At 61.2% G+C, this 20,066-nt stretch carries 19 protein-coding genes; 8 read left to right on the top strand and 11 right to left on the bottom strand.

Going from position 1 to position 20,066, the window contains the following annotated elements; all coding sequences use genetic code 11:
- Positions 1-84 precede the first annotated feature (84 nt).
- Together JK176_RS01280 and rpsD are read right to left on the bottom strand one after the other, a co-directional pair.
- A complete protein-coding gene (locus JK176_RS01280; protein ID WP_211586023.1) occupies positions 85-363 on the bottom strand; it encodes a hypothetical protein in 279 nt (92 codons plus the stop codon).
- A gap of 159 nt (positions 364-522) precedes the next feature.
- Positions 523-1,140, bottom strand: a complete 618-nt coding sequence (gene rpsD, locus JK176_RS01275; protein ID WP_099285388.1) for a 30S ribosomal protein S4 — start codon at positions 1,138-1,140, stop codon at positions 523-525.
- A 365-nt stretch (positions 1,141-1,505) separates the two neighbouring features.
- Here rpsD and JK176_RS01270 point away from each other — a divergent pair, with 365 nt between their 5' ends.
- Both JK176_RS01270 and JK176_RS01265 read left to right on the top strand, forming a co-directional pair.
- The gene (locus JK176_RS01270) at positions 1,506-1,976 is read left to right on the top strand and encodes a BON domain-containing protein (RefSeq protein ID WP_062033644.1); all 471 of its coding nucleotides are present in this window, start codon (positions 1,506-1,508) and stop codon (positions 1,974-1,976) included.
- A gap of 99 nt (positions 1,977-2,075) precedes the next feature.
- On the top strand, positions 2,076-3,290 hold the full coding sequence (locus JK176_RS01265; RefSeq protein WP_211586022.1) for an MFS transporter: 1,215 nt from the start codon (positions 2,076-2,078) through the stop codon (positions 3,288-3,290).
- Here JK176_RS01265 and JK176_RS01260 read toward each other — a convergent pair.
- Positions 3,244-4,641: an MATE family efflux transporter gene (locus JK176_RS01260; protein ID WP_211586021.1), complete on the bottom strand. Its 1,398-nt coding sequence runs from the start codon at positions 4,639-4,641 to the stop codon at positions 3,244-3,246. The genes JK176_RS01265 and JK176_RS01260 overlap by 47 nt on opposite strands.
- Positions 4,642-4,725: 84 nt before the next feature.
- Here JK176_RS01260 and cysS point away from each other — a divergent pair, with 84 nt between their 5' ends.
- The 4 genes from cysS to JK176_RS01240 are packed head-to-tail and all read left to right on the top strand — an operon-like array spanning position 4,726 to position 8,758.
- The gene (gene cysS / locus JK176_RS01255) at positions 4,726-6,084 is read left to right on the top strand and encodes a cysteine--tRNA ligase (RefSeq protein WP_211586019.1); all 1,359 of its coding nucleotides are present in this window, start codon (positions 4,726-4,728) and stop codon (positions 6,082-6,084) included.
- A 2-nt stretch (positions 6,085-6,086) separates the two neighbouring features.
- A complete protein-coding gene (locus tag JK176_RS01250) occupies positions 6,087-6,863 on the top strand; it encodes an RNA methyltransferase (protein WP_099285569.1) in 777 nt (258 codons plus the stop codon).
- Between the two features lie 4 nt (positions 6,864-6,867).
- Positions 6,868-7,860, top strand: a complete 993-nt coding sequence (locus JK176_RS01245; protein WP_194261599.1) for an ion channel — start codon at positions 6,868-6,870, stop codon at positions 7,858-7,860.
- 13 nt (positions 7,861-7,873) lie between these two features.
- The gene (locus JK176_RS01240) at positions 7,874-8,758 is read left to right on the top strand and encodes an aldose 1-epimerase family protein (RefSeq protein WP_211586018.1); all 885 of its coding nucleotides are present in this window, start codon (positions 7,874-7,876) and stop codon (positions 8,756-8,758) included.
- Between the two features lie 49 nt (positions 8,759-8,807).
- Here the strand turns inward: JK176_RS01240 and gltX are convergent, their stop codons facing one another.
- The 5 genes from gltX to alkB all read right to left on the bottom strand — a co-directional run bounded on the left by gltX (position 8,808) and on the right by alkB (position 14,005).
- On the bottom strand, positions 8,808-10,142 hold the full coding sequence (gene gltX, locus JK176_RS01235) for a glutamate--tRNA ligase (RefSeq protein WP_211586016.1): 1,335 nt from the start codon (positions 10,140-10,142) through the stop codon (positions 8,808-8,810).
- A gap of 98 nt (positions 10,143-10,240) precedes the next feature.
- Entirely contained in the window at positions 10,241-10,705 is a 465-nt protein-coding gene (locus tag JK176_RS01230) for a hypothetical protein (RefSeq protein WP_408874178.1), read from the bottom strand.
- Positions 10,702-11,916 (bottom strand): nicotinate phosphoribosyltransferase, encoded by a 1,215-nt coding sequence (locus JK176_RS01225; RefSeq protein ID WP_206033143.1) that lies wholly within the window; start codon positions 11,914-11,916, stop codon positions 10,702-10,704. Before JK176_RS01225 ends, JK176_RS01230 begins: the two co-directional genes overlap by 4 nt.
- Positions 11,916-13,304: a class II 3-deoxy-7-phosphoheptulonate synthase gene (locus tag JK176_RS01220; RefSeq protein ID WP_194261678.1), complete on the bottom strand. Its 1,389-nt coding sequence runs from the start codon at positions 13,302-13,304 to the stop codon at positions 11,916-11,918. The genes JK176_RS01225 and JK176_RS01220 overlap by 1 nt, the downstream gene beginning before the upstream one ends.
- A gap of 47 nt (positions 13,305-13,351) precedes the next feature.
- Positions 13,352-14,005 carry a DNA oxidative demethylase AlkB gene (gene alkB, locus JK176_RS01215; RefSeq protein ID WP_211586014.1) on the bottom strand — a complete coding sequence of 218 codons (654 nt, stop codon included), beginning with the start codon at positions 14,003-14,005 and terminating at the stop codon, positions 13,352-13,354.
- Positions 14,006-14,214: 209 nt separating this feature from the next.
- On the opposite strand from alkB, the gene JK176_RS01210 reads away from it, so the two are divergent.
- Together JK176_RS01210 and JK176_RS01205 are read left to right on the top strand one after the other, a co-directional pair.
- On the top strand, positions 14,215-14,628 hold the full coding sequence (locus tag JK176_RS01210; RefSeq protein ID WP_174694200.1) for a hypothetical protein: 414 nt from the start codon (positions 14,215-14,217) through the stop codon (positions 14,626-14,628).
- A 66-nt stretch (positions 14,629-14,694) separates the two neighbouring features.
- A complete protein-coding gene (locus JK176_RS01205; protein WP_211586012.1) occupies positions 14,695-15,519 on the top strand; it encodes an alpha/beta fold hydrolase in 825 nt (274 codons plus the stop codon).
- A gap of 7 nt (positions 15,520-15,526) precedes the next feature.
- Here the strand turns inward: JK176_RS01205 and JK176_RS01200 are convergent, their stop codons facing one another.
- The 3 genes from JK176_RS01200 to JK176_RS01190 form a co-directional block, all read right to left on the bottom strand.
- Positions 15,527-17,566 carry an FUSC family protein gene (locus tag JK176_RS01200; RefSeq protein ID WP_211586011.1) on the bottom strand — a complete coding sequence of 680 codons (2,040 nt, stop codon included), beginning with the start codon at positions 17,564-17,566 and terminating at the stop codon, positions 15,527-15,529.
- 80 nt (positions 17,567-17,646) lie between these two features.
- Positions 17,647-19,041 (bottom strand): glutathione-disulfide reductase, encoded by a 1,395-nt coding sequence (gene gorA / locus JK176_RS01195; protein WP_211586010.1) that lies wholly within the window; start codon positions 19,039-19,041, stop codon positions 17,647-17,649.
- Positions 19,042-19,069: 28 nt separating this feature from the next.
- Complete coding sequence (locus tag JK176_RS01190) at positions 19,070-19,957, bottom strand: ferredoxin--NADP reductase (RefSeq protein WP_099285400.1); 888 nt, start codon at positions 19,955-19,957, stop codon at positions 19,070-19,072.
- Between the last annotated feature and the right edge of the window lie 109 nt (positions 19,958-20,066).

The following is a 20,066-nucleotide window of genomic DNA, read 5'->3' as shown; positions in this document are numbered from 1 at the left end:
AAAATGTGCTTTTCCGTTGGGAGGCGCAATGTGGAGAAACCGGCTTTTTCCGTCAAGGGAGAAAGGGTTCGTTCCCGCGCTAACTTACCAGCGAAACCCCAGCGTATGCCCCGTGAGGCTACGCACGACATTGCGTACGGAATCCACGGTCTTGCCCGCCGCCGTACGCTCCATGACAGGCGGAATGACCCGACAGCGTCTGGGTGTCCAGACAATGCTTCCATCCTTACAATGAATGGGATGCGGCCCCGGCGGGGGTGGGTGATAATGCATGTCGGGCGCAATGAACGTATTGATGCCCCGAGCCTGAGCGAAAGCACAGAGACCCGCGAAAATCAGAATGATCCAAAGCCCAGCCCGCATGTACCTCTGCCCCCTATGCGATACAGATCGCATCAATCGGTAACAGAACGATACATCATGAACGCTTCGCCCAGCCAGAACAAAAAAATGCCGGATGGGAAATCCCATCCGGCATTTTCCGGTCGCGTTCCGATCCGGGCCATGAGGCCCGGCTCAGGATCAGCGGGAGTAGAACTCGACGACCAGGTTCGGTTCCATCTGCACCGGGTACGGCACGTCCGAGAGAACCGGAACACGCAGGAACGTGCCCTTCATCTGGCGGTGATCGACTTCGACGTATTCCGGCGTGTCGCGCTCACCCGTCTGGACAGCGTCAAGCACGATGGCGAGTTGCTTGGAGGAGGAACGGACTTCGATGACGTCGCCTTCCTTCACGAGGTAGGACGGGATGTTCACCTTCTTGCCGTTGACCGTGACGTGGCCGTGGCTGATGAACTGACGCGATGCGAACGGCGTGATCGCGAACTTCAGGCGGTACACGACGGCATCCAGACGACGCTCGAGCAGACCGATCAGGTTCTCGGACGTATCGCCCTTGCGACGGACGGCTTCGTCATAATACTTGCGGAACTGCTTCTCGCTGATGTTGCCGTAGTAGCCCTTGAGCTTCTGCTTGGCCATCAGCTGGATGGAGAAGTCGGACGGCTTCTGCTTGCGGCGCTGACCGTGCTGGCCGGGGCCGTATTCGCGACGGTTGACCGGGGACTTGGCACGGCCCCACAGGTTGACGCCGAGGCGGCGGTTGATCTTGTACTTGCTCTCAAGGCGCTTTGACATGGGTTGACCCCTGTACTCATCAGAACCGCCCCATGCTGCATGGCGGTCCGTTTTGTTGTGCCGGTAGGCCCTTTCCCGGATTGGAAAGAGCGGGCGCGCACCCAGATGCCGGACCGGCGGGATTACAGACCCCCGCGCTGTTGGACCGGCCGGTACGTCCACGTTTCCGGCTGTGCCGTCGCGCCTACAGGAGTCCCCGGGCGGGGTCAATCAAAACCTGCTTGCAAGCCATGTCATTTTCTTGCAGTGGGGGGGCGGAAAGTACGCAACCACATCAACTCCGGCTGCGCTAACTGTCCGGAACTCCCCTTCGCTTTTTCCCGAGCACTCCTGAAGGGGAGCAACACGTTTTTTCGAGTTTCCGTATGAAAACCTACCGCTTCAATCCCAAAGCCGGCCGTATCGGCGAAGGTTCCCTCGAAGGACTGGTGCAGTCCCTTGATGCGCCTCTGCCCCCCAAGCCCGGGGAGAGCGTCATCAAGCGTGCCTTCAAAAGATTCGGCCTCGCCCAGATGCACATGTCCCATCTGGTGATCGACGATCGCACGATCTATCTGCGCGGCAAGGCGGACAATGCCAAGGACCGCGACCAGATGATTCTTGCGGCAGGCAATGTTGCAGGCGTCTCGGCTGTTGAAGCCGAAATTGCCGTCCCGGCCGGAACGCCGGAGCCGGAGTTTCTGGAAATCAAGACGAGCAAGACGCTGGACGAAGTGGCGGACAAGCTGCCGCAGGACATCACCGGCGATGAACTGCTTGATGCAAATCAACCGCTTGTCACGGCCAAGGATGACATTTATCCGGGTCAGACCATCCGACTGCCGACCGAGAACTGATCTGTTCGTCGTGGCTCCTCCGAGATGGGGAGCCACGACTGCATTTCACGATCCGGCACTGGCAGGACGGTCCTGACCTCCATTCCCGGAATTCTCCTTATGGACTCCATCGAACCTCTCGACGTCGAACGGGTGCGCCCACCCCACGGTGTCGAACCGGCCATGCTGTCCCTCATGCTGGCGACATTCACCATCGGCACCGGCGAATTCGCCATGATGGGTCTGCTGCCGGAATTCTCACACTCCCTGAACATCACCATTTCTCAGGCAAGCTGGGCCATTTCCGCCTATGCCATGGGCGTCGTCATCGGAGCGCCGCTGATTGCGATCCTGGGCGCGCGTCTGCCACGCCGCACGCTCCTGCTCTGCCTGCTGTGCCTGTTCATCGCGGGCAATATTGGCAGCATCCTGATGCCCAGCTTTGCGGGCATCGAACTCATGCGCTTCATCACGGGCCTGCCTCACGGAGCTTTCTTTGGCGTCTCGGCCCTGATCGGCGCGTCGATGGTCGAGCGCGCCCGGCGCGGACGGGCGGTCGGACGGGTGCTGTCAGGCATCATGATTTCGACCGTTATCGGGTCGCCACTCTCGACCTATGCCGCCAATCACGTGGGATGGCGTGTGGCCTATGGCACGATCGCGGCTCTGGGCGCTCTGTGTTTTGTGGGGATCTGGTTCTTTGCACCGCGCGACAGGCCTCATCCGGGCGCAACCGCACTCACCGAACTCGGCGCGTTCAAACGCCCGCAGGTTCTGCTGACGCTGCTAACCAGCGCGGTCGGATTTGGCGGCTTGTTCGGGATCTACACCTTTCTGACGACCGGACTGACGGAAGTGACGCAGCTTCCGGGTTGGCTCGTGGCTGTCTATCAGGTCGTATGGGGACTGGGCATGGTGGCAGGCAATGCGTTTGGCGGAGCCATGGTTGACCGCAGCATCGACCGGACGGTGATCGTCTCCTTCACGGGAAGCATTGTCTTCATGCTGGGCTTCTGGCTGCTGCTACCGTCGCCCTACGCCATGCTCCCAATCACCTTTCTGGTTCCAGCCGGAATCATCATGCTCTCCCCTGCCCTCCAGACCCGCCTGATGGAAGTTGCCGGAGATGCCCAGACCCTCGCCGCCTCGCTCAACCATTCGGCGTTCAATCTCGCCAACGCCTTCGGAGCATGGCTGGGGGCGGTGCTGGTCAGTTCAGGGCTGGGGCTGGGGTCCGTTGGCTGGGGCGGAGCGCTGTTCTCGGTGTTGGGACTGGTGATCTACGGGCTTACGATATGGCAGGCGCGGGCCTCCGCATCACGCGAAGCAGCCTGATTCCAAAAGCCACGCAGGTCGTAGCCAGCGCCAGCGCCATACCGATCCAGAGGCCTTCCACACCAACATGCTGGTGGAAGGCCAGCCATCCTCCGAACACCAGCCCGACCAGACCATAACTCGCCATGGCAATCAGCATGGGCGTCACGGCATCTCCGCAGCCCCGAAGCGCACCGTTGAAGACGCATTGCAGACCATCTGCGATCTGGTAGAGCCCGGCGATCTTGAGAAGCGTTACGACAAGCGCCGTGGTTTCGGGGTCCGGCGCACGATTCGAGAAATAAAGCGGCAGGATCTTTTCAGGCCAGATCAGCAGCAGCGAGGATGTGGCCAAACTCCACATCAGAACGATGCCCATTCCGGTCAGGGCCGCGCGACGGCCCTGTTCCATACACCCCGCTCCGCGCCAGTACGCCACGCGCACATTCGTCGCCTGACCGATCGCCAGACACACCATGAACAGCAGCGAACTGACATTGACCGCAACCTGATGCGCCGCAAGACTGGGCGTTCCGAGCTCACCGGCACGCAGACTGGTGATCTGGAACATCAGGATCTCGGCCGCAGCCCCCATCATCATCGGGCCGCCGAGCTTCAGCAGATCCTTCATGACGGCCCATTGCACGGGCGCGGGCTTCAGCACTGCCCGGACGCGCTCATGGGTCAGGCAGAGACCGAACAGGGCAAAGCTGACGACCCAGCCAGTCAGGGTCGTGGCCGTTGCGGAACCATAAAGCCCCATAGCAGGAAGCCCCGCCCAGCCGTGAATCAGCGCCGCATTGGTCAGCCCATTGCAGACCGCCATGGCGGGCATGATCCAGAGCAGCAGCGTCTCGGCGCCTAGCGCTGGCAGCGCGACACGCAGAACGCCAATGACAGCCAGATCAGGCAGAAGTGACAACAGCAGAATATCAATGAAGCGGCTGCCATGTGTGATGACTTCCGCCGGTTCACCGATGGAAGTGAAGATGGTTTTCGAAAAAGCCAGCAGCAGGGCACACGGAACAAAAACCGCAATGGCGAGTACGAGCGTCGCGCTCATGACGCTGCGGCCGTCATGTGACGTGCGGCCATGATCTTCCGCGCCGCGCCCATGCGACAGAAGCACCCCTGCCCCACCGAGAATGGCCTGAAATGTCACCATTGTCGTGAAGAAGAACGTGCTGGACAGACCACCAATGGCCAGTTCCGTCACACCGAGCCCACCGAGCAGGACCGTATCCGTGACACCCATCGCCATTTCGGAGAGCTGCGACAAAGCCAGTGGCAGCGCAATCCGCACGAGCGTTAAGGCATGATTGCGTGGCGTTGTTGGGTCAGACGGCGGATGACTGGAAAAGGTGCTGCTCATGCTTCCCTAATACAGGCGTCAAACCTGCCGACAAGAGTAACAAGCCTGTTGCGCCCAAACCAAGGCTGGCGCATTGATCGGCATATGGCCGATCCTGCTGCACACGTGCTCCGCCTGCACGATACCCATCTTCGCGAAAAGCGACCGTTCACGCCCCTCGATCCTGAGAATGTGCGCGTCTATTTCTGCGGACCGACCGTCTATGACCGCGCGCATCTGGGCAACCTGCGCGCCATGATGTGCGCGGATATCCTCATTCGTCTGCTGCGGACGCTGTATCCGCGCGTCACTTACGTCCGCAACGTCACCGACGTGGACGACAAGATCAACGCACGCGCGAAAGAGAACGGCGAGGACATTTCCGCCCTGACCGACCGCACGACGCAGGCCTTTCATGAAGATCTCGCGTCACTCTTCATTCTGCCGCCCGATATCGAGCCCCGCGCCACCCATCATATCGACGATATGCTGGAGATGATCGCGCAGCTGATCGAAACCGGGCATGCCTATGAAGCCGAAGGGCATGTGCTGTTCGCAGTCCGCAGCTTCCCGTCCTATGGCGCGCTGTCCGGACGCTCGCTCGATGACATGATCGCGGGTGCGCGTGTTGAAGTCGCACCCTACAAGCGTGATCCGGGCGATTTCGTGCTGTGGAAGCCCTCCGAGCCGGAGCTGCCGGGCTGGGACAGCCCCTATGGGCGCGGACGTCCGGGCTGGCATATCGAATGCTCGGCCATGTCACACCGGTATCTGGGCGAGAGCTTTGACATTCATGGCGGCGGCGACGACCTGCTGTTTCCGCATCATGAAAACGAACGCGCGCAGTCCATGTGCTGCCATCCGCATGGCAAATTCGCCACGCACTGGGTCCATAACGGGATGCTGCTGTCGAACGGCGAGAAAATGTCGAAATCGCTCGGCAACTTCTTCACGATCCGCGAAGTGCTGGACCGCTCGCCCGCGGAACCGCTGCGTCTGCTGTATCTGGGCGCGCAGTATCGCTCCACGTTGGATTTCAGCTGGGACAAGCTGGAGGAAGCCCGTCGGGTTCTGGACCGGCTGTACCGGGCGCTTGAGCGCGGCGATGCGCAGCCGGGTGCGGCTGTTCCGGCAGCGGTCATGGACGCATTGTGCGACGATCTGAACACGCCTTTGGCCATCGCCGCCCTTCACCCGCTGGCGGATGCCGCCATGCAGGGCGATCAGGACGCGGCCTCCAGCCTGCTGGCTGCCGGAAAAATGCTGGGCCTGTTCAATGTGACGCCCGCCGAGTGGTTTCAGTCCGGTGTAGACGCAAGTGCGGTCGAAACCCTGATCGAAGAGCGTCTTGCGGCCCGCAAATCCCGTGATTTCGCCCGAGCCGATGCCATCCGCGCGCAGCTTGCCGCCGATGGTATCACCCTTGAAGACGGCCCCGGTGGCACAACATGGCGGAAGGCGTAACCATGACCGGACGTGACGGCGGGGCGGATATCGGCCCCCTTGGAGATTTTGATCCGGTTGTGATCCTTGTGCGCCCGCAGCTTGCCGAGAATATCGGCACGACGGCGCGCGCCATGGCGAATGGCGGCCTGTTCCATCTGCGGATCGTGGCCCCGCGCGACGGCTGGCCGCAGGAACGCGCTTGGTATGCGTCGTCGGGCGCGGACCGGATCTTGGACGCGGCTCAGGTGTTCGAGACGGTGGACGATGCCGTGGCCGACCTGCACCGCATTTTCGCGACGTGCCCGCGCCCGCGCCATGTGGTCAAGCCGGTCATGACCGCGCGAGGTGCCGCGGCCGAACTGCGCGTCGCCTCTACCCGCGGTCTGCGCACCGGCATCCTGTTCGGACCCGAACGCGCCGGTCTGGACAACGAGGACATGGCCCGCGCCGATACGTTGGTCCGCTATCCGCTCAACCCGAAATTCATGTCCCTCAACCTCGCACAGGCCGTGCTGATCATGGCCTATGAGTGGTTCCTGACCGAGGACATGACGCCACCGCGCGAACTCATGACCAATGAGACGCATGTGGCGACGAAGGGGGAGATGGAGAATTTCATGTCCCATCTCATCCGCGATCTGGACGAGACCAATTTCCTTCGAAACGAGCAGAAACGCCCCGGCATGGTGCGCAATCTGCGTCATTTCTTCACCAGAGGCGAAGTCACGGAACAGGAGCTTCGCACCCTTCACGGCGTTGTCAGCGAACTGAGCAGCGCCCGCAGGAACAGGAGCTGACCCCATGATTCACTGGCGCCACCGGAAACGGATGCAAGCCCGACCTGATCCGGGGGCGCCAGAATCACAGCACGGACATCCCACCGTCGTCGAGACGGTCAACAGGATCCGGGCGCATGTTCTCGAAGAGAACGGCCGCAGCGACATCATCCGCACAGGTCTGGATTCCGGCGCTCTTGGAGACCTCTACCATACCCTGATGACCATGAGCTGGTTCATGTTCTTCTGGGCCTCGATCGGGCTGTATCTGGTTATCAATATCGGCTTTGCGCTGATGTATTACATCATCCCGCACAGCGTCAGTGGTATTCCGGACGGCGATTTCCTCGACGATATTTTCTTTAGCGTTCAAACGATTTCAACCGTCGGTTATGGCACCATGTCGCCCGTCGGACGCCTGACGAACACCATCGTGTCGTTCGAAGTTCTGGCAGGCATGATGCTGAACGCGCTCGCCACAGGACTGGTCTTCGCCCGCTTTTCACGCCCCCGTGCCCGCGTTCTGTTCAGCCATGTCGCGGTCGTCTCCTATGACGACGTGATCCCCACCCTCACGATCCGCATCGCCAACCAGCGCCGCACCCTGATCCTGTCCGCCAATATCGAGATGACGCTCACCCGCCTGATGCCGGACGAGCGCGGGCGTCTGGTCCGGCGTTTCGACCGGCTCACGCTGGTGCAGTCCCACATGCCGATCTTCCGCATCAGCCTGAACGCGACCCATCTGATCGACGGCCAGAGCCCGCTTTATGGCCTGTCCGCAGAGACTCTGATTGACCAGAACGCGGAAATTATCATCACGATGGACGGAACGGACGAAATCTCATCCCAGACCGTTTTTGCCCGTCATGCCTATGAAATCGGACATGTGAAACACGGCTACCGTTTTTCGGATATGATCGCCAATCGTCCGGACGGGCGGGTGGAGGTCGATTTCCGTCGCTTCCATACGACCGAGCCGGGCGATACGCCGCAAACGCCTGATCCTACCCCCTGACAGGAGACATCCCATGACGGATATCGTGACAGACGACAGACATGATTTCGGGACCGGCCTGCTGAAGGCCTCGGTCAGAAGCCATGGCGCCGAGCTGATCGCCTTGCATAACGGGACGGACGATCTGCTCTGGAACGCAGGGTCGGCATGGCCGAGACAGTCGCCGGTCCTGTTTCCGATTATTGGCCGACTCCCGGAATACGAAATCACGCTGGATGGCACACCCGTCCGGCTGAAACAGCACGGCTTAGCGCGGGACCGGGTCTTCCGCTGGATTGCACGGACGCCCGAAGGCTGCACGCTGGAACTGGTGGACGATGCTGAAAGTCGCGCGATCTTCCCGTCCGCCTTTCGGCTGCGACTGGTCTATCTGATCGAGAACAACACCCTGCGTGTCTCGTATCATCTGCATAACCCGGACAACACCAGCACGCTTCATGCCTCCCTCGGCGCGCATCCGGCCTTCCGCTGGCCGCTGAAAGAGGGCGTGGCAAAAGACAGCTACAGGCTGGTTTTTGAATATGACGAGCCCTTGCCCGTCCGGCGCATTGACGCTGACGGACTGCTTTTGCCGGAAAAACAGCATACGCCGGTCCGGGACAATGTCCTTGCGCTGACGGATGCACTTTTTGAAAAAGACGCGCTCATCATGGAGAAGCCCGAAAGCCGGTCCGTGGACATGGTCGGGCCGGATGGAGCGGGCATCCGGTTCGTCTGGGGCGGGTTCAAAGAGCTTGGCCTGTGGACGAAACCGGGCGCGGACTTCCTGTGCATCGAGCCTTGGTACGGCTATGCAACGCCGGTTGGCTTCAAAGGCGATTTTTCACAGAAACCCGGCCTGTTACATCTGAAGCCGGGCGAAAGCTGGACGGCGTTCTGGTCCGTCAAGGCGATCTGAAGAGATCGACCCCGTCGCGGTTGTTGAAAAGCGCGACGGGGCAACAGGGTCAGGCCTGAATGGCGTCCTGCAGGCGGGAAACCGTGCGCTCGCGCCCCATCAGGCCAAGCAGGACGTGCAGTTCCGGCCCTGCGTCTTCACCCGTCAGGGCCAGACGCAGCGGCATGAAGAGGGTTCGTCCCTTGCGGCCCGAAGCCTCCTTGAGCGTGTTGGTCCAGTCCTTCCAGGTGTCCTCGCCCCACGGCTCGGCCGGAAGGGTGTCGAGGGCCTGCTGAAGGAACTCACGGTCTTCCGGCTGTGAGGGCGGGACGATCGTGCCATGCACCACATCCCACCAGTGCGGGATCTCGGCGGAGAGGTCGACGTTTCCGCGCACTGCGTTCCAGAACGTCTCGTCGGCTTCCGGCGGCAGATGCGCCTTTGCAGCCTCGAACGGCAGGCTGTGCAGCGCACGGCGGTTCAGAGCAAGAAGCTGTGTCATGTCGAACCGCGCGGCCGACTTGGAAACATGCGAGATGTCATAGGCCGCAATGGCCTCGTCCATCGTCATGACCTGCGGATCATCCGAAGAACCGACGCGGGCGAGATAGGAGACGATCGACATCGGCTCCAGTCCGTCCTGACGCAGGGATTTCAGCGCAAGCGAGTCGAACCGCTTCGACAGCTTCCCGCCATCAGAATCCAGCAACAGCGGCAGATGCGCGAAGGTGAAACGGTTAGGCTTTGCACCCAGTGCCTCGGCAATATCGATCTGCACGCCCGTATTGGTCACATGGTCTTCACCACGAACGATATGGGTGATGCCCAGATCCAGATCGTCGATCACGGAGGCCAGCGTGTAGAGGATCGTGCCGTCCCCGCGCACCAGAACCGGATCGGAAATAGCCGTCAGCTTGACCGAGCACTCATCCATGACGAGGTCGTTCCACTTGCGGCTGCCATCACTGAGGCGGAAGCGCCAGTGCGGCGTTTTGCCGTTGGCTTCGGCACGGGCACGCTGGTCAGCCGTAAGCTTGAGCATGGCGCGGTCATAGATCGGTGCCTTGCCGCAGCGGATGCGGGCTTCGCGCTTGGCGTTCAGTTCGTATTCCGTCTCGAAGCACGGATAGAGACGACCAGACGCCTTCAGCTTTTCAATGACTTCGGCATAACGGTCCAGCCGTTCGGACTGGCGGACGTACTCGTCCCATTTAAGCCCCAGCCAGGACAGATCCTTGCCGATTGCCTCTTCATATTCGGGCTTGCCCCGGCTGGTATCGGTATCGTCGATCCGCAGCAGGAATTTTGCGCCGTTATGGCGTGCGAAAAGGAAGTTGGCGACGGCAAGGCGCGCATTGCCAACATGCAGGTAACCGGTCGGGGACGGAGCGAAGCGCAGTTTCATGACGCCTTAATGCCGCATGATGCGCCGCGTTGCCAGAGCGGGTTTTTATGAAGGGCCATGCGAAGGAAGGGGAGAACCCCCTTCCCTGCATCCGGTGTTCAGTGACGGATCACTTCGTGGCGGTTTTCTTCGTCCTCGTCGTCGTCATCATCCGGCGGACCGGCGATTTCCTCGTCATCGACAAGGCGACGCGGGTCAATGGCGCGCCAGTCACGCTCCATCGGGGTCGCACGGCTGGCCGCGAAGTCTTCGAGTTCCGTGGAGGACTTCCAGCCATCCTCGCCAGCGTCCACGACTTCAGCGTTTTCACCGAAAGCGAACCAGTTCTCGATCACTTCCTTGCTACTCGCACCCGGAGTGCGGCACCGCTCGATGCTGTCGCGGACGTAAGCGCGGGCATAGGCGTTGGCGTGCATCAGGTCGATGAAGTCCTTGACCACCTCAACCGTGTCATCCTCGCCTTCCGACGCGCCGGACAGGTCGATGATGCGCACGCTCCACATTCCCGTCTGCGGGTCGTTTTCCGGGGCGCCTTCGACAGGGTCAATCGTATCGTCGGTCATGAAATGTCCTTGGATGTCTCGTGGCTGTCACGGACTTTCTGGAGCAGGAACTCGCGTCCGAGCTTGACGCGGGGCTGCCCGTCATAGGCCACGATATCAGCCGTTGCATAGGTTTCGGACCAGCGGTCAGGGATGAAGGACCCGCTGCCGATCACGTCGATCGGGGCATGAGCGTCCCGCATCGTCGAACATTTGGCGACGTTGAAGCCGGAAGAGGCAACGATCCTGACATGATGGAACCCTGCATGGTCCAGAGCCTCCCTCATCCGCCAGATCGCCGCCGCTGACACGCCCGTTCCCACCAGATCGCGCAGTTCCTGATCGGAACGGTAGCGGCGGATGGTGCCCGGCGTGTGACGCTCAAGCACACCATATGAGGTCTGGGGGTCCAGTCCTTCAAGGAAGCGACCGCCATGCGTGTCCAGACGCACACTCAGATGGCCCTTCGCCGCACGCTCGGGGAAGCGGCGGCAGACGGCGAGCGCGTCCGTGATTTCCTGCCCAAAGTAATCCACCAGAACCGTCAGCGGATCGTTCGGATAGACTTCGTCATACATCTCAGCCGCGCGCAGCGTGGAGCCTGCATAACCGATCAGGGCATGGGGCATGGTGCCCAGCCCGGCATCAAGACCGAAAAAACCAGCCGTGGCATCATTGGCATTGCCGATGAAGCCACGTGCCCCTTCCTTGCGCGCCGCGCGGGAGCCGACGCCCGCCGCATAGGCCATCTGTTCCTGCATCTCGAAGCCCGCGCAGTGCCGGGCGTCCATTGCAAGGAACGGGATGGAGGGCAGTGCCATGGCCATCTGATAGGCATTATGTGCGGCCACGCAGGTCGAGCCGATCCGCTGGAGCACCAGCGTTTCCAACGGTGCCAGACGACTGAAACTGCCGGTCAGGTACAGGAGCGGCTCGCCCGCCCCGACCCACTCGCCTTCGGCATACATTTCCCGGCATTGAAGATCGAAGCCCTGCGCCTCCGCCACGTTCTTCAGCCACTGCGTGACCAGACCGCAGGCCGCAATCACCGGGCGGCGGATGAACACCGCATAGGTGACGCGGGAATCCCCGAAATGCTCCACGATATGCCGCGTTCGCCCGAAATAGGCATCCGTCCGCGCTTCGATGGTTGTCTCGTCCAGCGGGCCGAGAGTACCAAGCGCGCGCCGGAGCGCGGCTTGTGGAGTATTCTGGGGATCGGAAGCGGTCATTATTTCTTTCCTGCTCGTCCCGTCAATTCCTGAGCAAGAAGGAAGGCCATTTCAAGAGACTGTTCCGCATTAAGGCGCGGATCACAGAATGTTTCATAGCGACCGGCCAGATCGTCTTCGGTGAGACACTGTGCACCACCGATGCATTCCGTGACGTCCTGACCGGTCATTTCAAGATGGATCCCGCCCGGACGACGGCCCGCAGCCTCGAACACATCGAAGAAGCCGAGCACCTCGCCAAGAATATTGTCGAAAGAGCGGGTCTTGATCTTGCTGGCCGTGGTCGTGGTGTTGCCGTGCATCGGATCGCACAGCCAGGTCACGGTGCGGCCCGTACGGTTCACGGCATCAAGCAGCGGCGGCAGATGCTCGCGCACCTTGTCCTTGCCCATGCGCGAGATCAGCGTAATGCGACCGGCCTCGTCATTCGGGTTCAGGATTTCGAGCAGCTTTTCGAGATCCGCAACCGTGGTGGTCGGACCGACCTTGATGCCGATCGGGTTCTGCACGCCGCGCAGGAACTCGACATGTGCGCCGTCCGGCTGACGGGTGCGATCGCCGATCCACAGGAAATGCGCCGAGCAGTCGTAATAGGCACCGCTCGTGCTGTCCACGCGGGTCAGAGCCTGTTCGTACGGCAGGAGCAGGGCTTCGTGAGACGTGTAGAATTCCGTCTCGTCGATCTGCGAGGCCGAACCGTCGAAGCCGCAAGCGCGCAGGAAGGAGAGAGTCTCGTCGATGCGATGGGCCAGATCCTGATAGCGCGCGGCAAGCGGAGAACGCTCCACAAAGCCCAGATTCCAGCTATGAACCTGATGCAGGTTCGCATAACCGCCATGCGCGAAAGCACGAAGCAGGTTCATCACGCCAGCAGACTGGAAATATCCGGTCTCCATGCGGCGCGGATCAGGAATACGGGCTTCGGGTGTGAACTCGGGACCGTTGATGATGTCACCGCGATAGCACGGCAGCGTCACGCCATTGATCGTCTCGGTATTGGACGAGCGGGGCTTGGCGTACTGTCCGGCCATGCGCCCGATCTTCACGACCGGAACCTTGGCGGCGAATGTCAGCACGACCGCCATCTGGAGCAGGACGCGGAACGTGTCGCGCACGATGTCGGCGGTGAACTCGTCGAAGCTCTCGGCACAGGCGCCGCCCTGCAGGACGAAGGCCTCCCCGCGCGACGCCGCGGCCAGACGCGTCTTGAGACGGCGGGCTTCCCCCGCAAAGACCAGCGGTGGATATCGATGCAGACGAGCTTCGACAGCAGCAAGCGCCGCTTCATCCGCATAGGATGGAGCCTGGACGATGGGGCGGGAACGCCAGCTTGCAGGAGACCAGGACATCGTGTTGGTGGACGTCGGGGTCTGGCTCGAGGGGTGCATCAAATGCCCTCCGGAAGGATGTGAATGCAGGAGTTGCGGGGGGCTGGTTATGGCCGAAAAAGCGCGACGTTGATAGCGCGAAACGTCAGATTGTATCGCATGGCACCTGTCTGCGGATGGAATGTTTCGCGAATGCGGGAGACCCCGTGCCACGCAAAGCGCGATGCCCCACCCCAGACCACGACATCCCCATCCAGAAGTTCGATGATACGCCTGGGCTCATTCCGTGTGAGGCCACCGAACGAAAAGCGTGCCGGGATCCCAAGGGAAACCGACACGACCGGCGCTTCCGGCCGCCCCTCGTCACGGTCCTGATGCAGCCCCATGCCCGCGCCCGGTGCATAGCGGTTAATGAGGCAGGACGCTGGATCGAAGCCGTCATATCCCGCTTCCGCCGCCGCCCGGACAGCAAAATGACGAAGTGCGTCCGGCATGGCTGGCCAGAACAGGCCGGTCTGTGGATCGGTTCGGGTGTAGCGATATCCCGATGGATCGGCTGTCCAGCCACAGGCTCCGCAGGAGGTCATGGCGGCGGACATCGGTCCCATGCGCGTGTGAAAATGCCGGAAGGGTGCGATGGCGCTCACATCCGCAATGGCCTGATGGAGCGCAGAAGCATCCGGCAACGCAAAGCCGGGCAACCACACCGCTCCTTCCGCCAGAACGGTTCTGGGACGCAGAGACGCGAAAAGATCCTCCATCAACCTCTCTCCGAACGGCGATAAAATTTCCCGAATTTCGGCATGACCCTGCATATGGGAACGTTGCACAGGAAAAGAACTCTTGAACCCGGCTCAAAGCAGGCCGATTATAAAACGATATGCCGCCTTGCCGATGAATGTCAGACCATGACGTTATCAGTACTCTGCAAGGCAGTTTTGTTGTCATGATCGGCCAAGGACTGGATCGTATGTTGTCCTCTTCCCGTTTCTTCTGCCACGCCCTGCTGGCGACTGCCCTGGTGGCAGGTGCGGCACAGGCCCAGACCGCGACGTTCGGTCAGCCTTATGCCTCCGGCACGACCCTTCCCGTGCAGCCGAATCAGGGGCAGACGGACGCCAAGCAGCAGGCCACGACAGGCGGCGAGCATTTCCGGGCACGCGGCCATCGCAAGCCGCCTCCGGGCTATTCCGATACGCCATCCAACGATTTCGAGCATGGTCCGGACCCGGATCATGAGGCGGGTGTGGAACGTGATTCCGTAACGGGCGCAAACCTCTCCAAGTTCGGATCGTCCTATCAGGGTAGCAACAACACGCAGTCCGGCCAGCTCGGCGACGCCACCGGCAACGGCTATGTCGCGCCGCGCGGAAACGGCTGGTAAGACAGGCAACCAAAACCCCGGCAGCAAGTTCTGATCCCCGTATGACTTCCTTCGAGGATCAGAACCATGCCGTATATCACCGCCACTGATGGAACGAGCCTTCACGTCAAGGATATGGGGGCAGGCAAGCCTGTCGTCCTGATTCATGGCTGGCCCCTCACCGGGGACATGTGGGAAAAACAGACGCTTGCACTGGTGGAGGCGGGTTATCGCGTCATCACCTATGACCGGCGCGGCTTTGGCCAGTCCGGTCACCCGATCGACTGCTACGATTACGATACATTCGCCGTCGATCTGGCGGTCATTCTCGAACAGCTCGATCTGTGGGATGCGACGCTGGTCGGCTTCTCCATGGGCGGCGGCGAAGTCGCCCGCTATCTGAGCCGACATGGTCGTTCACGCATTTCCAAAACCGTCCTGCTGTCGTCCGTCGTGCCGTTCCTGCTCAAAACGTCCGACAATCCTAAAGGCGTGGACATTTCCGTGCTCGACGGCATCAAGCAGAAAATCCGTCAGGACCGTTTTGGCTTCCTAAAAGATTTCATTCCAGACTTCTACGGCGTCAGCATGATCCATCACCCCGTCAGTCAGGGCGTGCTGGACTGGTCCTTCCTGCTGGCCAGCATGGCTAGCCCGATGGCCACGCTGGACTGCGTGGATGCTTGGGGCACGACCGATTTCCGTCCGGATCTTCAGGCCTTTACCGTTCCGACGCTGGTGATCCATGGGACAGCTGATTCAACCGTTCCGGCGGAAATTTCCGGCGAAAAGGCCGCAGCGGCCATTCCGGGTTCGACCTGGATTTCCTATGAAGGTGCCCCGCACGGACTTTTCCTGACCCATGCCGAGCGGGTGAACGAGGATCTGCTCCGCTTCCTCGCCACACCCTGAGGGCGCCTTAGAACGCGCCTTTGAGAAACGCCCTGCTGACCGGCATTTCCGTCCGCACGATCAGCAGGGAACCAATGGCCAGAACCAGATCGTGGCGGATCGACGGGTCCTGCGACTGACGTTCCAGCGCATAAAGCTCGTCGAGTGTTGGGTCGATGGTGGCTGTCGTGTGCGTCAGAGGCAGCTTGCGGCGGGACAGGTTGCGGACCAGCCCGTCCACTGCAGCCACCGCTGTGTCAGGCAGGCTTCCATGCTGTGCGAGTTTACGCAGCATCAGCACATTTCGTCCGACCGTCAGCACCGAGAGCGTTCCGCGCAGCATGGCCTCTGCCCGATCGCTGGACAGGGAACCCGCAAAGCGCACGGCGCGCTCCATGCTCTGGGTGCCTTCATTGATCCAGACATATTCGTCCATTACAACACCCGGCAGCGCCAGACGTCGCAGGCTACGCTTGAGCTGATAGCGCAGGACTTCGCCCGCACGAGCTGGCGTAAACGGCAGGATGGCACGGAAGATCACCACACCCGCTCCAAGGCCGAGCAACAGGGCGATGGTAGTGTTAAACCAGCCGAGCTCGTTGATACGTCCCTGATTGTCCATCCCCAGCAGGAATGGAAAAAACGTCCCATAGGATGCCGCCATGACCGCCGTGGACGGATTGCGGGCGGCCAGACCGCCTATCATCATGAAAAACCCAACCACGAGGCAGAAGAACGGATAATTCGCCGTAACCGGCATAACGATAAAGACCGGGATAATACTCGCCAGAGCCGCAAAAAACGCACCGTAGAAAAATGCGGAACTCAGCAGCACGGTGTTTTCGAAGGTTGCGAAACGCGCGCAGACCACGGCGATGAAGGTCAGGAAGACGCTGCCCTGCGGCCATGCCGTAACTTCCCAGACATAGGCCCCGAACAGCAGCGCCACGGTCGTGCGGATGCCGTTGCGCATGGAGGCCCGCCAGTCCGGATTGCGGGTCAGGCGATGCCGCTCCGACACAGGGGCCCCATCCACGCTGGCCCGATAGGAGCGCAGGGTCTCGCACAGATCGGACAGCATAACTTCCACACCCGTGAGGATGATGCCCTCGTTCAGGGAATCCTCGTCGTCGCGTGGCAGGACCGTCTGCATGCGCCCGCGACATTCCGCCAGAAGGGCCTCGGCCTGCATCAGAGCGCCGATACCGCGCCGATCCGTCACCAGACGCTCCGGCAAGCCGTCCAGAGCATTGGCCATGCTTTCCATAAACGGCCGCAGGGCTTCGGGCTGGTGCGTCACGGACGTCATACGGGTCCGCAGACCCAGGCCACGCGAGAGAACGCGCGCAACCAGCCCGAGCGTGACATAGGCGTGCTCGACTTCGTTGCCTTCGCTACGGATCTCGATACGGCTGAATTCGATCTGATCGCTGGAGGCCTGAAGAGACCCCAGCAGCGCGGACAGATCATCCGTCGCGCCCGTTTTCTGGCGCAGGACAGCCGTCAGCGCCGGGATGGCGCGAGTCAGAATAGCCTGAAGACGGTTCCGCAGTTCTTCACGTGCACGTCCGGCGACATTGGGAAGCGCAATCATGCCCATCGCCGTCTCGCAGATCACGCCGAGAAAAATATAGGTTCCCCGCGCCATCGCGATATTAAAGACGTGGTCCGGCTCCTTCACCGCGCCCAGCGCGATGATGGTGCAGGTATAGCCCGCAAGCACGAGCGCATAACCGCGGAAGTTGTGTGTCAGCGTGGCAAGACCCGCGCACAGCCCGACCCAGATGGCAAGGGCCGGCAGGAACAACCACGGAGACTGCGGGAACGCTGCCATGAGGATAATGGCCATCACCATTCCGATGACGGTACCGACCAGACGCCAGCGTCCTTTGGAAATACTCTCGCCACGCGAATTCTGGGCGACGATCCAGACGGTCATGGCGGCCCATTGCGGCTCACCGAGTTCCATCCACAGCGCGATCGCCAGCGCCAGAAGCGAGGCGACCGTGGTGCGGAGGGCGAACATGACGGACGTGATGGACGGGGCAAACAGCCAGCCAAACTTCATGCCCGGTCTTGCCCTTCAGAGATTCTGTGACGGCCCGACTGCCGGGCCTCCGTGAGACCAGTACGCGCCGTCATGATGGATCAGCCTGCTTTTCGAGGAACGTGGCGTGTGAGGCTTCGCATGGTCACGAATTCCTCCGCGCTGGTGGGGTGCAGGCCGATCGTGCGATCGAAATCCCGCTTTGTCAGCTTTGCCGTAATCGCAATGGCCAGGCCCTGAATGATTTCCGGCGCATCCGGGCCGATCATGTGGGCGCCAAGCACGATCTGGCTCTTTGCGTCCACGACGAGCTTCATCAGGGCCTTGCCTTTGCGGCCCGACAGCGTCTGGCGCATCGGCGTGAAGCTGGATGTATAGATATCCACGTCATGGCTCTGGACGGCCTCTTCTTCGCTCAGACCGACCGTGGCGAGCGGCTGGGAGAAGAATACGGCCTTGGGCGTCGTGGCGAAAGACCATTCCCGGCCCGGTTCGCCAAACAGCCGCTCGGCGAGGATATGACCTTCGGCAATGGCGGTTGGCGTAAGATTGTAGGTGTCCGTCACGTCCCCGATGGCATAGATGCCCGGCACGTTGGTCGTCGCATCGTCAGGCTTGGCCGGAATACGGCCGTCCCATGTGAGCACACCCGCATTATCGAGCTTCAGCGGCGCCAGATTGGGGTGACGGCCGGTCGCCATGAACACGCAGTCGGTCTCAATGACCTCCCCGCCTTCAAGATGCAGGCGGAAAATTTCGCCAACCTTCTCGATCCGCTCCGGCGAGCGTCCGGGATGCGCCTTGATGCCGTTCAGCGGCAGCAATTCGGACAGGTGAGAGCGCAGTTCGTTGTCGAAACCGCGCAGAGGATGCGACTGGCGGAACACCAGATCAACCTTCGACCCCAGCCCTGCAAAAATCCCGGCAAATTCAAGGCCAATATAGCCGCTACCGATCACGGCGACGCGCTCGGGGCGGTCCGCCAGATGGAAGGCATCGTCCGAGACAATGGCATGTTCGGCGCCGGGAATATTCAGGCGCGTGGGCGTGGAACCCGTGGCAATCACGATGTTCTTCGCCCGGACACGCTGGACGGACGCGTCCGGTGCGAGTTCGGAGGAGCCGATTTCAATAGTATGGGCGTCCACGAAACTAGCATCGCCTGTAAACAGCGTGACCCCCGCCTTTTCCAGCATCGAGACGTAGATGCGGTTGAGGCGCTCGATCTCGCGGTCCTTGGCGCTGATCAGTGTAGACCAGTCATGGGCGACCGGCGCGACGTCCCATCCATAGGACGGGGCATCGGCGATCTCGCGGCCATAATCGGCCGCATAGACCATCAGTTTTTTAGGCACGCAGCCCAGATTGACGCAGGTTCCGCCCCAGTGACGGCGCTCCGCAATCGCGACGCGCGCTCCGTTCTGGGCAGCAATGCGCGCGCAGCGCACTCCGCCCGAGCCGGCACCAATAACGAACAGATCAAAATCCTGCATCATTCCGGCCTTTCGTACCCTGTTTGAAACCTCAGCGCTCGGCGAAGGCCTTCTCGACGACATACGAACCCTGATGGCTCATATTGCCTTCCTCAAAGCCCATACGCTCCAGCAACGCTTCGGTGTCGGCCAGCATTTCCGGCGAACCGCAGATCATGACGCGGTCATGTTCGGGGTCCAGCTTGTCGATGCCCAGATCTTCGAAGATCTTGCCCGTTTCGATCAGCTTGGTGATGCGATCGGTCACGGCATAATCTTCGCGGGTCACAGCCGGGTAGTAGCGCAGCTTGCCGGCAACGAACTCACCGAGGAACTCATGCTGCGGCAGTTCGTGGCGGATGTGGTTCTCGTAGGCCAGCTCGCCCGAAATGCGGACGGTGTGGCTGAGGATCACGTTCTCATAGCGCTCATAGGCTTCAGGGTCCTTGATGAGGCTCATAAACGGCGCCAGACCCGTTCCCGTGGACAGGAAATACAGGTTGCGGCCTGGCTTGAGGTTGTCGAGCAGCAGCGTACCAACCGGCTTGCGGCCGATCAGAACCGTATCACCGACCTTCACATGGCGCAGACGCGAGGTCAGCGGGCCATCGGGAACGGCAATGGAGAGGAACTCCATGTTGTCTTCGTAATTGGCGGACGCGATCGAATACGCGCGCAGGAGCGGCTTGCCCTCGACTTCGATACCGATCATCGCGAACTGGCCGTTCTCAAAACGCAGACCGGGATCGCGCGTCGTGGTGAAGCTGAACAGGCGGTCCGTCCAGTGATGGACCGTCAGCACCTTGGCCGGATACAGATGCGCATATTCCTTGCTCGGCTCGGCAAGACGATACTGCTTCGGATGGCCTTCAAACGGCACAAGCCCGGTCAGGGGCTCGTCGATCTCGGGCGTGGGGGCGGCAAAAGTCGGGTTAGACATGTCTGGTTCTGTCTCCGATGCGGAACGGATAACAGGTCTCGGACCTGATAAGGGTCGGGTCTTTTAGCCCAATCGTCACCGCTCGGGAAACCCATGTGCGTTGAAGCGC

This window comes from Gluconobacter sp. Dm-73 (genome assembly GCF_018256215.1).
Classification (GTDB): domain Bacteria; phylum Pseudomonadota; class Alphaproteobacteria; order Acetobacterales; family Acetobacteraceae; genus Gluconobacter; species Gluconobacter cadivus.
Note: the sequence above shows the minus strand (reverse complement) of the source record. Positions and strands in the feature narration are given on the sequence as shown.

What these genes read in the sequence shown, in the direction of transcription:
- JK176_RS01270 (WP_062033644.1), top strand. Translation starts at nt 1,506, where the DNA reads ATGAAAACCTACCGCTTCAATCCCAAAGCCGGCCGTATCGGCGAAGGT.
- JK176_RS01260 (WP_211586021.1), bottom strand. Translation starts at nt 4,641, where the DNA reads ATGAGCAGCACCTTTTCCAGTCATCCGCCGTCTGACCCAACAACGCCA.
- JK176_RS01280 (WP_211586023.1), bottom strand. Translation starts at nt 363, where the DNA reads ATGCGGGCTGGGCTTTGGATCATTCTGATTTTCGCGGGTCTCTGTGCT.
- JK176_RS01190 (WP_099285400.1), bottom strand. Translation starts at nt 19,957, where the DNA reads ATGTCTAACCCGACTTTTGCCGCCCCCACGCCCGAGATCGACGAGCCC.
- JK176_RS01200 (WP_211586011.1), bottom strand. Translation starts at nt 17,566, where the DNA reads ATGAAGTTTGGCTGGCTGTTTGCCCCGTCCATCACGTCCGTCATGTTC.
- rpsD (WP_099285388.1), bottom strand. Translation starts at nt 1,140, where the DNA reads ATGTCAAAGCGCCTTGAGAGCAAGTACAAGATCAACCGCCGCCTCGGC.
- gltX (WP_211586016.1), bottom strand. Translation starts at nt 10,142, where the DNA reads ATGAAACTGCGCTTCGCTCCGTCCCCGACCGGTTACCTGCATGTTGGC.
- JK176_RS01230 (WP_408874178.1), bottom strand. Translation starts at nt 10,705, where the DNA reads ATGACCGACGATACGATTGACCCTGTCGAAGGCGCCCCGGAAAACGAC.
- JK176_RS01240 (WP_211586018.1), top strand. Translation starts at nt 7,874, where the DNA reads ATGACGGATATCGTGACAGACGACAGACATGATTTCGGGACCGGCCTG.
- JK176_RS01205 (WP_211586012.1), top strand. Translation starts at nt 14,695, where the DNA reads ATGCCGTATATCACCGCCACTGATGGAACGAGCCTTCACGTCAAGGAT.
- JK176_RS01245 (WP_194261599.1), top strand. Translation starts at nt 6,868, where the DNA reads ATGATTCACTGGCGCCACCGGAAACGGATGCAAGCCCGACCTGATCCG.
- JK176_RS01220 (WP_194261678.1), bottom strand. Translation starts at nt 13,304, where the DNA reads ATGCACCCCTCGAGCCAGACCCCGACGTCCACCAACACGATGTCCTGG.
- gorA (WP_211586010.1), bottom strand. Translation starts at nt 19,041, where the DNA reads ATGATGCAGGATTTTGATCTGTTCGTTATTGGTGCCGGCTCGGGCGGA.
- JK176_RS01250 (WP_099285569.1), top strand. Translation starts at nt 6,087, where the DNA reads ATGACCGGACGTGACGGCGGGGCGGATATCGGCCCCCTTGGAGATTTT.
- JK176_RS01265 (WP_211586022.1), top strand. Translation starts at nt 2,076, where the DNA reads ATGGACTCCATCGAACCTCTCGACGTCGAACGGGTGCGCCCACCCCAC.
- cysS (WP_211586019.1), top strand. Translation starts at nt 4,726, where the DNA reads ATGGCCGATCCTGCTGCACACGTGCTCCGCCTGCACGATACCCATCTT.
- alkB (WP_211586014.1), bottom strand. Translation starts at nt 14,005, where the DNA reads ATGGAGGATCTTTTCGCGTCTCTGCGTCCCAGAACCGTTCTGGCGGAA.
- JK176_RS01225 (WP_206033143.1), bottom strand. Translation starts at nt 11,916, where the DNA reads ATGACCGCTTCCGATCCCCAGAATACTCCACAAGCCGCGCTCCGGCGC.
- JK176_RS01210 (WP_174694200.1), top strand. Translation starts at nt 14,215, where the DNA reads ATGTTGTCCTCTTCCCGTTTCTTCTGCCACGCCCTGCTGGCGACTGCC.